Annotated in this window: 9 protein-coding genes; 2 read left to right on the top strand and 7 right to left on the bottom strand. The window is 44.4% G+C overall.

Annotated features, from left to right (window positions below):
• Positions 1-114 precede the first annotated feature (114 nt).
• The 7 genes from B5D48_RS01170 to mutS form a co-directional block, all read right to left on the bottom strand.
• Positions 115-468 carry a DUF6122 family protein gene (locus tag B5D48_RS01170; RefSeq protein ID WP_023938598.1) on the bottom strand — a complete coding sequence of 118 codons (354 nt, stop codon included), beginning with the start codon at positions 466-468 and terminating at the stop codon, positions 115-117.
• A 365-nt stretch (positions 469-833) separates the two neighbouring features.
• A complete protein-coding gene (locus B5D48_RS01165) occupies positions 834-1,499 on the bottom strand; it encodes a hypothetical protein (RefSeq protein ID WP_023938594.1) in 666 nt (221 codons plus the stop codon).
• A 472-nt stretch (positions 1,500-1,971) separates the two neighbouring features.
• Positions 1,972-2,874 (bottom strand): bifunctional methylenetetrahydrofolate dehydrogenase/methenyltetrahydrofolate cyclohydrolase FolD, encoded by a 903-nt coding sequence (gene folD / locus B5D48_RS01160; RefSeq protein ID WP_023938592.1) that lies wholly within the window; start codon positions 2,872-2,874, stop codon positions 1,972-1,974.
• A gap of 57 nt (positions 2,875-2,931) precedes the next feature.
• Positions 2,932-3,651 carry a tRNA (5-methylaminomethyl-2-thiouridine)(34)-methyltransferase MnmC2 gene (mnmD, locus tag B5D48_RS01155; RefSeq protein WP_023938590.1) on the bottom strand — a complete coding sequence of 240 codons (720 nt, stop codon included), beginning with the start codon at positions 3,649-3,651 and terminating at the stop codon, positions 2,932-2,934.
• A gap of 2 nt (positions 3,652-3,653) precedes the next feature.
• Positions 3,654-4,346: a polysaccharide deacetylase family protein gene (locus B5D48_RS01150; protein WP_078801634.1), complete on the bottom strand. Its 693-nt coding sequence runs from the start codon at positions 4,344-4,346 to the stop codon at positions 3,654-3,656.
• A 42-nt stretch (positions 4,347-4,388) separates the two neighbouring features.
• Complete coding sequence (locus tag B5D48_RS01145; protein ID WP_234985381.1) at positions 4,389-7,706, bottom strand: glycosyltransferase family 117 protein; 3,318 nt, start codon at positions 7,704-7,706, stop codon at positions 4,389-4,391.
• 188 nt (positions 7,707-7,894) lie between these two features.
• On the bottom strand, positions 7,895-10,531 hold the full coding sequence (gene mutS, locus B5D48_RS01140) for a DNA mismatch repair protein MutS (RefSeq protein ID WP_023938583.1): 2,637 nt from the start codon (positions 10,529-10,531) through the stop codon (positions 7,895-7,897).
• A gap of 259 nt (positions 10,532-10,790) precedes the next feature.
• Between mutS and B5D48_RS01135 the strand changes: the two genes are divergently transcribed.
• Complete coding sequence (locus B5D48_RS01135) at positions 10,791-12,038, top strand: lipoprotein N-acyltransferase Lnb domain-containing protein (protein WP_158441720.1); 1,248 nt, start codon at positions 10,791-10,793, stop codon at positions 12,036-12,038.
• Positions 12,017-13,675: an alkaline phosphatase family protein gene (locus B5D48_RS01130; protein ID WP_023938579.1), complete on the top strand. Its 1,659-nt coding sequence runs from the start codon at positions 12,017-12,019 to the stop codon at positions 13,673-13,675. Before B5D48_RS01135 ends, B5D48_RS01130 begins: the two co-directional genes overlap by 22 nt.
• Positions 13,676-13,702: the final 27 nt, after the last annotated feature.

Genomic DNA, 13,702 nt, shown 5'->3' with positions numbered 1-13,702 from the left:
CGAATAATAGAAGCAGCACCCGTCTACGTACTATACAACATAATAGCATACCTGCCAAAAAAACTATACCTCCCCATAATTATCGAATTGAGAGAATTTTCTTCATAATCCGAACTAAACTAAGCTGTAGAGGTATCTCCATAGGTAATAATCCTGAAAATCCGTAATCATGTGGAATAGAAGGCCTATACCAACTGCTCTCAACCACCAAGGAAGCCCCCAACGTTTGTAAGGCAAAAAGCACATCACCAAATACACCACTATCGCCCAATAGCTATGCAAAGGATGGAAACCTATACTACATCTGTTCGGATCAAAAATTGGAATCGCAAATAGATGATCTAAATCTACCAACATTGTCAAGAACATTGCCATGTAGGCCCTTTTCCATTGCTTCGGGAAAAAGATATATGCCAATCTCAAAGGAGCAATGAAGTGCAGGGTATAATGAACAATACTTTGAAGCATAATATCAAGACAATAAAATCCGCATTAATGGCTCACTCTTCGGTTAATCACATTTATCCGAATACGTATTTAACACATGGGATACTGATTCTGTTTTTGGAGTAATACACACGAGATTAGAACAGCTTTCGCAAAAAAAAACGACTAACTCATGGTTTAAGTTGTTTTGATGCTCCCCTACCCTGCTTTCAAAACTCTTTGCGATTACAACATTCCGCAAAATCTCCCAAAGCCTTCTATGTTGCCTTTGAGGGAGAGCTCTGCACAGCTTCTATTGAACCTGAAAACTAAAAAGAAAGGGTGTGCTGAAAATATTCGGCACACCCTTTTACTTTAGACTAGTTTCACTATAAAAATTCCGGAGTTTACAGAGTAAGAGAAACACCGAGCCCTAGAGAGTAGGAGCCAAGAGGTTTTATAGTCACACTAGCAGGAGTTTTACCAAAGAACGGAGAGGCATTAACAAAGGCTTTAACACCAATTTCCTGTCCCCAATCAAGTCTATGAGCATATTGGAAGGAGAGTCCGACTGCAAGGCCCCAACGAGAAGAGGGCACCACCTCGGTCACTTCCTGAGCTGAAGTGAAGGTCGTGTAGGAAGCACCCAATTCGCTTTCAGAATAGATTCGATGTACTCCTCTTTGGTACATGCGGGTACGTGATGCCAAACCAAAATCCAACTTTGTAATCTCGGCTACTTTCCTATGTGGTGACTGATTGGAATAGTTAAGACTATTGACGAAAAGCCCCAGATTACTGCGAGTTTTATCCTTGAAGTATAGGGCCATTCGTATATTGTATCCACTCATCACATCTCTGTAATTGGAAATTTGATTCTCCCCCGACGTAATATCACTATTCAGAAAGGCAGTTCCTCGGCCTGTTTCAAAGGAGAGAGAAATCCACTTAAACAATTGTTGGGAGGAGTCGTCATCCGAAGAAACCTCGGAAGTCTGTGCCCAAATAGACTGATTGGATATACCAACAAGGCATAGAAAAAAGATTGCGAAGTAATGTCCGATATTTTTCATCGTTCTACACTGTTATATGAGTTAAATATATCATTTATGGTCTAACGTGCACTGAAAAAATAGATCGTCAAGAGGGAAGGGTAATTCGAAATGGGGTCTACACTGATTTGAATTGTTACTGGTCAGAGATGACTGTCACCTCATTCAGGATAATTTTAGGTTTTTGTTTTTTCAAAGCTAACTTTTTTATGTCGAGAGGAGTCTTTTTTGACTAGCACGAGAAAGAACGAAAATTATCCCATTAAGAGAGACGTAAAATAAAACAGGAGGGAGCAAAAATATCTCCTGAGAGAAATTTCGCTAATACAGGAGCTAACGATTATTCTCTCAGGAGATAATTTCGCCCTCTCCAGAAAGCCTTATTCATCGGAACTTGGAAAGAGGGGAAAAAGAAGGCAAGTTTAGTATTCGATCGAATATTTCCTCATTATTGATCTTTGCTTTGTTTGCTAAATACTTTGAGAGCTACTTTTTACTTTAAAGCAGCCTTTGCAGCCTCCAGTGTATTCATCATCAGACAAGCAATAGTCATGGGACCGACACCACCGGGTACCGGAGTGATGAAAGAGGTAAGAGGGGCTACTTCGTCGAACTTCACATCTCCGGTCAGTCTTACTCCACTCTTACGAGAAGCATCCGGTACGAGGGTCGTGCCCACATCTATCACGATTGCTCCGGGCTTTATCATCTCCTTTGTTACACTCTCAGGACGTCCCATAGCAGCGATCAGGATATCAGCCGACCGAGCAATTTCTTCGAGATTGGCTGTTCTGCTATGACATACAGTCACCGTACAATCTCCTGGTTGAGCTTTCTCTACCATGAGCATAGACATCGGCTTTCCCACGATATTGCTACGCCCCAGTATCACACAGTGTTTTCCCTTTGTGGGGATATTATATCTACGAAGTAGTTCTATCACACCTTTGGGCGTAGCAGATACAAATCCAGGTAGACCGATGCTCAGACGACCAACATTGATCGGATGGAAGCCGTCTACGTCTTTCGATGGAGAGATCGCTTCAATAACTCTTTGTTCGTTGATATGCTTGGGCAAAGGAACTTGTACGATAAAGCCGTCTACGTCTGTATCCTTGTTGAGACGATCCACACAGGCAAGGAGCTCCTCTTCGGTGATATCATCTTCAAAGCGAATCAGAGAAGATCCAAAACCCACTTCTTCGCAAGCTTTTACCTTGCTAGCCACATAGGTCTCACTGCCACCATCGTGCCCGACTAATACGGCGGCCAAATGAGGACGTTTGAGGCCGGCTTCGACCATCCGTTGTACCTCGGCAGAAATCTCCTGTTTGATTTCTTGAGAGACCTTCTTCCCATCGAGCAGGGTGTAGGTTGTAGATTGGTTGTTGTCCATAGAAATATGTTGTTATATTTGATATGATTTCCTTGTCAGAACACGCATCGGATAGGATTAGTTCAGTTTGGTGGCGCGTAAAATATGTCGCTTACCGGGAGGTCCAGGGAGTTTTTCCACAGAAAAACCGACTTCGAGCAGAGTGCGTCGTACATCGCCTTTAGCGCAATAAGTCGTAAGGGTAGCCCCCGGGTTGGCAATCTGCTGCAATCGCTTAAATAAGTCGAGTGTCCAAAGTTCTGATTGAGACTCAGGAGAGAAGGCATCCATATAGAAAATGTCGATGTCATCAGGCAGCTTTCTACGCAATACATCACCTTCGATCTTATGCAGGGTGAAGTATGGAGTTAGGGCAATGGGTTCATCCCATGGAGCTCTGTGCATTTCTCTTAGATAATCCCGCATGAGCAATTTGTCCGAGTGAGGCAATTCGTACTCCAGTTGTTCGTAGATGTCGACCTCGATCGGATGCAACTCAATGCTGTAGTAAATGAGTCTTTGCCGAAGTTTTTCGGCTTCGGCAAGTGTTAGCAAAGCATTGAGACCAGTTCCGAAGCCCAACTCAAACAATCGCAAAGGTTGTCTCGAGCAAAAGAAGCAACCGGGGCCTAACTTAGCTACGTGATACTTTAAGCCTGCTTCTATGAATATGTGTGTACTCTCCGTGACAGCCCCGTGTATGGAATGATAATATTCCTTATTCTCCCGTCTGTAGAGAGTTGGGGAACCATCTTCAGTAGTGACAAGAAAGGGCTTTTCTTCTGCTTGAGGGGACATAGTCATAGAAGTAGAGAGGATGATGATTGTTCTTCATCCTGCCCCATAGAGATGATCTCTCGTATTCTGCTGGGCAAGGAGGTATCTATGGGATCAAGATCATCCCCTATGCGCATGAAGCGGTACCCTTGCTCTAGGAGCCATTCTACCGCTTGTGGCATCACAATGCGCATATTCTTTTGCGCCTTGAGTGAGTCGTGAAAAACAATGATTGAGCCATTACGTGCATAACGACGCACATAGCCCATGATTGTTTCGGGAGATAGAGAAGCATTGTAATCTCTAGTCACAACATCCCACATGATCAGGTCGAATCGATTGCTCAACTTCTTGATTTGAGACAGTCGCAGGTGTCCGTGTGGCGGACGAAAATAGCGAGAACCAATAAGGGCATCGGCTTTTTCTACATCTTCTAAATATCGGTTTGCGGAAGTCTTGAGCCCTTGTATGTGATGATAAGTATGATTGCCAATACCATGCCCACGACGAAGAATTTCGACCAGTAAGTCAGGGTACTTCCTGACATTATCTCCAACACAAAAAAAAGTTGCCTTTACTCCCAGCCTGTCCAGTTCGTCCAGAACCCAAGGAGTAACCTCGGGTATAGGCCCATCATCAAAAGTCAGATAGATACTCTTCCCTTCTCGGGCAGGGATTCGCCACCGGGCACCTGGTATAAGTGCCCGGTACCACATCGGCACACGGCATATGATCCTGTCTATCAAAATCGGAGTTCTTTATTCTGCAGAGGAATCGGCAGGAGAAGCATCTGGTGTTGCCTTTTCTGCTTGATCAGTCTTTTGTTGACTATCCTGCGGAGCGTTTTCATACGGACTTCCGGTAAATAAGGCATACAATCGTCTTACTTCCTTCTCATTCTCATTGAGCACACTGCTATTCATCGCTTGAGCTAAAGCTATACACTCGGTAGCGGATAGGAAACAGAGTTGTACATCTCCCTCTTTAATCACGCGCTCCAGCCTAGATGGGCTAAGACGCAAAAACCAACGCAAAGATTTGATCGCAGAGTTGCAAATGGATGATATTACTTCATCGCCCTCTTGTCTCATGTCTGCCGCATAGAGTGCTTGCGCAAAGGACAATGAGCGTACCCGATCGTAAGGCACTACCTTGGGATTTATTCCTTTGAGGGTCTTACGAAGCACTGCTTGAGCCTTCTCTTTGTCTCCACGAGCGACCAGAGCTTTGGCCAAAGGAGCTGCAGCATTGGAACGAACTGTTTCAGCCATTCCTCTCACGTTTGCATCGAAATAAACCGAAGGATCGTGAGCCCCACCGAAAGCAAACTTTTCCATAAATACTTGGTATGATCTATCCAAGTTGCCCAATGCGTATGATTGACGACCTGTTGCCGGGTACATACGGAAAGCCATGCCTTCTTGCACGAGATAATCTCTCAAGTTTGATAGAGTCTCAGTTGGAGAAGAGATACACCAGTAAAGTGGTCGCTCCCATCGGTTGTGCCGGAGCATATCGAGTAGAGCTATTTCAGTACGCCCGACAAAACTCTTCCCAGCCAAAGACAAATCCATTTGTGGCTGAAAGTAAGGCTTCAATTCATTGGGCAATATATTCAGAGCAGCACTATCATTCTGGAGGATTAACGAAGAAGATGGTAAGAGAGGGTACTCAGATCGATTATCGGCATAAGTTGCATCCAATGCCTGACCTATATCCATCGGAGAGCCCTGAGGGTTCAGACGTACGATGTTATGGACAGAGTAGAAATTCGGTTGATAGGTATTCATTGGTAGAGGTTGACTTCGGTACGCCTCTTGCTTCATCTGATCTACATACCAATCTGCCCCTAAATAACTGAGATTACAAGCTCGTACATCGGTGCGTATACCCTCTATCTCTTGGCAATACCAGAGAGGAAAAGTATCATTGTCTCCAAAACAGAAAATAACAGAGTTCGGCTCACAGCTTTCCAAGAAATTAGTTCCAAAGTCTTTGGTAGCAGTTCGTCCGGATCGATCGTGGTCATCCCAATTCTGTGCTGCCATCTGGATCGGTACCACCAAAGACAAAACCGTGGCTATCAAAGCGGCAGCCACTCGGGGTAAAGATTTGATCTTTGTCAATAATTCATACAGCATGGCTAACCCGAAACCAATCCAGATACAGAAAGCATAGAACGAACCCACGTACGAATAGTCTCGCTCACGTGGCTGACCTGTGTATTGATTTACATAGATCACGATGGCTAAGCCCGTCATGAAGAACAAGGCAAAAGTGATCCAAAAAGCCTGATTACCTCTCTCCCCTTTGAGTACCTGGTACAAAAATCCCAAAAGCCCCAATAGCAGAGGAAGCAAATAATAGACATTATGCCCCTTATTGGCCACTATATCATCTGGCATCTCATCGGTCGGCCCTATGAGAGCATTATCAATTGGCGAAATGCCGGTCATCACATTTCCCTTGGTTAGAGAGCCGTCGCCTTGCAAATCATTTTGACGCCCCACGAAGTTCCAAAAAAAGTACCTCCAGTACATATAATTGACCTGATAGGAAGCAAAGAATCTCAAGTTGTCCAAAAACGTAGGAGTGCTCATGTCATTAGGATTTCTACCCATCCATATATTGTACCCTTCTACATGGCTGGGAGAAGGATCAAAAATCCGAGGGAAGAGCATCTTATCTTCGCTGCGGTACTTATACTCGGGAATATCTTTGTTCAGTGGTATATAGCGATCCTTACCAGCTGTTACATCTTTCTTGTAAACCTTGTCATACTCAAATTGATAAGCACGGGCGGTGAATGTAGGTCCGTACAACAGAGGGTTGGATCCGTATTGCTCACGAGCCAAATAGGAACGCATGGCAAAGGCATTGGACGGATCGTTCTCGTTCATAGGGGGCTTGGCAGCGGCTCTCACCAGAATAACGCCATAGGAGGTATAGCCAATCACAATCACCATAAGGCTCATCTGCAACATATGTAGCAGTTTCACACTTATGTTTTTGGATGAAAACAGATATATCCCCAGAGCGACAGAGAGGATCAAACCCAGCCATAAACCGGAGCCTAAGAACGGAATACCCATTAGCAATACAGTGAGAAGAAAGCTCATCTTCACGCGCATCTCGCTTCTGAAGTATCCCTTGGTAGCACGGTCGGATTCGTACACACCCCAAACAAGAGCTGCAGCCAATATCACCAAGTAGATGTATATACCGGAATTGAAAGGAAGCCCCAATGTATTTACAGCGAAGAGATCGAATGTCCCAGCAGCTTTGGCTACCCCCTGGATCACACCATACATCATTACCCCTACTATGAGGCAGCTCAACAAGATTGCCCCTAACCATCCCTTGGCTGTGGTTTTCGAGGAGCGTCGATAGTAGTATATGAGTCCCATTGCGGGTATACACAGCAGGTTGAGCAAGTGTACTCCAATAGAGAGCCCCATGAGATAGGCAATGAGGATAAGCCAACGGTCACTGCGCTCATTGTCTGCTCGATCGGCCCATTTGAGCATGAGCCAAAAGACAATAGCAGTAAAGAAGGAGCTGAAGGCATAGACCTCAGCTTCTACCGCGTTGAACCAGAAAGAATCCGTGAAAGTATACGTCAAGGCAGCCACCAAACCTCCTCCCAAGATTACAATTGCTTGAGGGAGAGTGAGCTCTTGATCGAGATATTTTGGAGCAACTACTCTTCGCACGAGAGCCGTCGTAGTCCAATACAAGAAAAGTATGGTGAAAGCTGACAGCAAGGCCGAAGTTGCATTGCACAGCCAAGCGACCAGAGAGGGGTCTGAAGTGAAATGGCTTACCACATTATAGACAAGCATGAAGAACGGAGCTCCAGGTGGATGGCCGACCTCCAATTTATTGACACACACAATAAATTCAGCACAGTCCCAGAGGCTAGCAGTCGGGCCAATAGTCAGTAGATAGACTACGGCAGCCACAAAAAAGGAGAACCATCCTAGGACATTATTGGCCAAACGATAGCGTTTCCATTCCATACAACTTAGTAGATTATGATGTTTAGAAAGTTTCATGGCAATCAGTTTTACTGCCATTGGCCATGCAACTTAGGTTTAGTATCGGGCAAAGATAAGCAAACTCACGCTTTACAATCCTTTCGACAAAGAACTTAGCCGAGCAACCATACAATCTCTTGAGCATTTTTCTTCTTTGAAATGGTCTCAACATGCAGAACTGTTGCAAACTATCAATTGTAGCACGAGGTAACTCTCAAAAGAATTGTTCAATGGCCTCGCAAAAGACGCTGGACAGCATCCAGTTTGTTTAAGGCATCTATTGGGGTAAGGGTATTGATATCTATATCAAGTAATTCTCTACGTATGTCAGATAATAAGGGATCTTCCAACTGGAAGAAGCTGAGCTGGTAGGCCCCCTCTTTTTTATTGTGAGAATGATCTCGGTGTACCATCTTGGCACCATCAACTTTAGTCTCTATCGCAGATTGGTCACTTTCCAAGATTCGGAGGATATCTTCTGCTCGCTCTGTGATCGGCTTGGGCATACCTGCCAGACGTGCCACTTGTATCCCGAAACTATGTTCGGCACAGCCCGGCACCAGCGTTCGCAAGAACAACATTTTGCCATTTACTTCTCTGGCCGATACATTGTAGTTTACAACACGAGATAGCTGCTTCTCCAAGTCTCCCAATTCATGATAATGTGTAGCAAAGAGCGTTTTTGCTCGCCCATTATTTGTCCCATGCAGATATTCTACAATAGCCCAGGCTATGGATATACCATCATAGGTGGAAGTACCACGTCCCAATTCATCAAAGAGGACAAGGCTGCGATCAGTGATGTTGTTCAAAATCCCAGCTGCTTCTTGCATTTCTACCATGAAGGTAGATTCGCCCATAGAAATATTATCCGAAGCACCGACTCGAGTAAAGAGGCTGTCGATAACGCCTATTTCTGCGGATTTTGCCGGAACATAACTACCAATCTGGGCCAAAAGGGTAATGAGAGCTGTTTGCCTAAGAAGAGCCGACTTTCCGCTCATATTGGGGCCTGTGATAATTGCAATCTGCTGTTTCTCATTATCCAGATAAATATCATTTGGGATATAAGGCTCCGATGCCGGTAGTGTCCGTTCGATCACGGGGTGGCGTCCAGCAGTGATGTGTAATGAGTAGCCATTGTGTAGCTTGGGACAAGTATAACTATAGGCTGAAGCAACTTCGGCAAAAGACGATAACACATCCGATTCGGCCAATAATCTGCAATTCTTTTGCAAAGGCTTTATGTAGCGAGTAAGTTTGCCTACCAATTGAGTAAACAATTCTGTCTCTATAATTAAGGACCGTTCCTCCGCTCCGAGTATTTTCTCTTCATAGCTTTTCAGCTCCTCTGTGATGTAGCGCTCTGCGTTCACCAAAGTCTGCTTTCGTATCCAATTGTCCGGCACTTTGTCTTTGTGTGCATTGCGCACCTCTATGTAGTAGCCGAAAACATTGTTGTAGCCTATTTTGAGAGAAGAAATTCCGGTTGTCTGTATCTCTTGTTTCACCAACTCGGATAAGTAGTTTTTCCCCGATCCTGCCAAAGCCCTGAGCTCGTCCAATTCGGATGAAATACCATCAGCAATCACCTTACCTCGCCCCACAGCAATAGGGGCATCAGGGACAATAGATTTTCGGATCTCATCTCCTAACTCGGGTAATAACTCCAAGGCTTGACCCATCTCTTGACTTGTGATTTGTGAGGATCTCAACAACTCCTCTTGAATCGGAGCTATAGAATCAAGTGCCAATCCTACTTGAAGCATCTCTCTGGGGCTAATTCGGCCTACTGCAGCCTTGCCGACCAGACGTTCCAAATCTCCTATTTCACTCAGGTGAGTACGCAGTATTTGTCTCCGTTCGGGTTGCTCTACCAGGTCTGTTACCATTGATTGTCGTCTGGTGATGGCTTCAATGTTTTTCAGGGGAGAAAGCAACCATTTGCGCAACAGTCTTCCCCCCATGGGACACACAGTGCGATCCAAAATATTCAACAAGCTTATACCACTTGGATCGTTTGCCGAGATCAATTCCAAGCTTCGTATGGTAAAGCGATCCAGACGTACATATTCTTGTTCATTGAGTTGACGAAGAGAAGAAATATGCTCCAACTCTTTATGGCTGGTGAGGTCTAAATAGTTCAATATGGCACCGGCAGCAATGGTTGCAGGTATTTTGCCTTCCAAGCCGAGGCCCTTAAGATTTTTCAGCCCGAAGTGGCGACAAATCCGCTCCTCATTATTTTCAGGGCCAAAGAGCCAATCGTCAAGATCATAGATGAATGTTGAAGGTTTGAAATTCATCATTATTTGCTCCCGCTGAGACCTTTCCACCAGTAGCTCTTTGGGAGCGAAATCCATCAACAGACGATCTACAAAGGTAGCATTGCCCTGACCTGCCATAAACTCCCCAGTGGATATATCTAAAAAGGCAATACCATAGCCGTGTGGAGCAAGGGCATAGATTGCAGACAAGTAGTTATTCTCCTTATTGTGCAATACATTGTCATTCATCACTACACCCGGTGTTACCAGTTCGGTAATTCCTCGTTTGACCAGCGTTTTCGTTGTTTTGGGATCTTCCAGCTGATCACAAATAGCCACTCGTTTGCCCGCTCGAACTAATTTGGGCAGGTAGGTATCAAGAGCATGGTGTGGAAATCCGGCTAATTCTACATGACTGGCAGAGCCATTGGCCCTCTTGGTGAGTGTAATTCCCAAGATATCAGCTGTGACAATGGCATCGGTAGAGAAAGTCTCGTAGAAGTCTCCTACACGAAAGAGCAATATCGCATCGGGATGTTTGGCTTTCATCTGTAAGTATTGCTTCATGAGAGGAGTCTCTGCTACTTTTTTTGCCATGATGAATTACATTTATTTTATTGTGTATTTGTACTTGACAATGAGTTTTGGCAAAGATAAATAATGCCGTTGGAAAGAAATATCAAAGAAATCTTGCTCTCAATCCTATTCCTATCCATTAGTGACAAAACTTTCTCTACTTGTCTTTCGCAAAAAGGAGCTAAATAAATAATAAAATCTTTGAGAGCAAATGGAATTATTCTTTAACTCTCTACTCTTTGGGTAGCTGATGCAGATAACTTACCTTTGCTTCGCTCTTATGCAAACAAGACATCTACATATCCTCAAAAACAAAGCGACAAGCGTTCGTATCCGGGTAATATATCTAGGGTTATTGCTGCTGTGTAGTGTGCTACAGCTCTCAGCCCAGCGAGAAGACAATAGAGGACAAATCAACGTAAGTCTGCTGATCGCTTCTCCAATTACGGAGGAAGTATATACCCTGTATGGTCATGTCGGCTTACGAATCCAAAAGCCAGATACAGATGAAGACTTGGTTTATAATTGGGGCCTTTTTGACTTTCATACTCCGGGTTTTCTGCGTCGATTTGTATATGGGCAAACCGACTATATGGTGGGAGTTTCTGAGGCTTCTGAATATATGAGCCACTATCTCTGTCGTGGCAGTGACCTCACTGAGTTGGCTTTGGATATGGATAGTCTGGCAATATTCCGATTGGAGCAGAATCTGACAGAGAACATGAAGCCGGAGAATCGAGTATATCGTTACAACTTTTTCTACGATAACTGCTCCACTCGTCCTGTTGATATGATAGAGCAGGCAATGGGAGGAGAGCTACACATCCCTCCGGCGGACAGTCTCACGCTTCGGCAATTGATCAATGAGGCAGAGAGACCTATGCCGTGGCTCATCCTTGGAACGGATTTGGCTGTTGCGGCTCCCGCAGACCAAAAAGTCAGCTTGCGTACACAGTTTTTTTTACCAACCAAGGTTGCCGAATTTTTACCGTTGTCTGAGATTCGTTATGCAGACAAACCTGCTGTAAGCCTGGTAAAAGCAAAGCAGGTATATCATAGCCCCTACAAAGATCCTGATATAGAGACGGTCCCATTCGATAGTCCTGTCCTTTTCAGTTTTGGCATTGCCTTGCTGACCACTTTGTTAGTCGTTGTGGCTATGCGTCCTTGCAGCTCGAGATTCAGGTGCTTGGTCAATATCTATAGTGCATTTATTCTTCTTGTCTCTGGACTGCTTGGGTCTGTCTTGTTCTTTTTATCTTTCATTTCTGAGCATCCGGCTATGTGGCCTAATGCCAATCTGCTATTTTTCCACCCCTTTCACTTGTTTGTTGGTCTTCCCCTACTTTTTTGGGGGAAGAATGGCTTTTTGAGCCGTTTCTATCCAATAGCTGCTTTGGGAGCTGTAATTATTTATTTCCCAACAGCGTTATTGCTGCCTCAGAGGATCAATACAGTTTTCGTTGGCATTATTATTGCGATTGCTTCTGTATCCATATATCAAACATGGCTAAGCAAAAACAGATAAAAGAAAATTCTGGCGGTCACTCAACTCGTGGCATACTTGCTTCATTGGTGGCAGTTCTTTCTGTTGCCATGAATGTGTATGCAGGATCGCTAACTTCCCCAACTCATACTCCTCGTTTGCTTCTCTGCATAAGTGTGGATCAGCTACGAAGTGATTTGTTGATAGGCTTTTCTCCTCTGTATAGTCAGGAAGGTTGGAGGCGAATACTAAGTGGAGGAGCAGTATACCCTTCTGTTGATTTTGACGTTTACCCATTGGATGTAGCCTCTGCCATTGCTAGTATTTACACCGGGGAATACCCCTCCATGCATGGTATCGGAGCCTCTCTTGTTTATGACGAAGAGACTAATAAGTGCAGCTCCGTAGTGGAGGATTCCAATTACATGGGGAACTATACTTCGGAACGATATTCCCCATTGGCTTTGCAAATGTCTACAATCGGGGATGAGCTCAAATACGCTTCGGCAGGCCGCTCTTCGGTATACAGCATAGCTCCTAATCCGGAAGAAGCTATTCTGGCTGGTGGACAGGAAGCCGACGCCGCATACTGGATCGAAAATGATAAAGGGAGATGGGCGACATCTACCTACTATACCAAACAACTACCTTGGTTTGTAGAGAAAGCTAATAGCACTCCTAATAACATCGGAGCATTATTGAGTGGAAAGACTTGGAAAAACAGCAGGAAAGTAGAGGGACAACTATTGCCTTATACTGGGACTTTTGCTCCTTTTTATCACAAAATCGGTGAAAGTGTTGAACAATACAAAAAGACCCCACTTGTAAATGATGATGTAACAAACCTGGCAATCAGCTTTGTAGAACATTATGGTTATGAATTAGGAACATCTCCTCATATGCTTTCCGTGGTCTATACAGCAGCTCCCTATCCCGGTGCTATGGACTATGAACAAGGAGCTGAAATGCAAGATGCTTATGTTCGCTTAGATTCAAACATCGCCAGACTGCTAAATGCAGTAGAGAGAAAAATAGGCCTATCTAACTGTCTTGTGATGTTGAGCGGTACAGGTTATTCCTCATACAGACAGCCCCCTGTTCGCTCTGCTAACGGGAAACGGAGCACGCGCAATTTCAGTCCAGAACGATGCAAGGCACTACTCAATATGTACTTAATGGCCGTATATGGTCAGGGTCAGTGGATAAAGTCTTACCGAAATAATTACATATACCTGAACCGTTCCTTGGTAGAGGAACGCAAACTTTCCTTGGAAGAAGTTCAAATCAAGGCTGCCCAATTTACGTCAGAGATGGCTGGTGTGGCCAGTTGTATCCCTGTTTTGTCAAGGAAGAGTTATATCGGAATTGAACAAAGTTTGGCCAATGGAATACATAAGCAGGAAAAGGCCGATTTGATACTTCAAATCCTTCCAGGTTGGTATGTAGAGCCGAATATAATAGACATCCGAGACACAAGTCTACAAGGGAAATACCGTAAGATGCCTTGTGACTCACCTGTTATATTCTTCGGTTGGGGTATCAAAGCCGCAATCTATGCTGATGAAAAACCTTCGGTAAGGCGCATAGCACCAAGCCTTGCACATGTCTTGCGCATTAGACCTCCTTGTAATAGGGATATTCCACTACCAGCTATAACCGGTAGACTCCTCAGTAAATAAAAAGATCAATAGAAAATAAAGAACAAC

This window comes from Porphyromonas crevioricanis (assembly GCF_900167225.1).
In the GTDB taxonomy this organism is placed as follows: domain Bacteria; phylum Bacteroidota; class Bacteroidia; order Bacteroidales; family Porphyromonadaceae; genus Porphyromonas; species Porphyromonas crevioricanis.
Note: the sequence above shows the minus strand (reverse complement) of the source record. Positions and strands in the feature narration are given on the sequence as shown.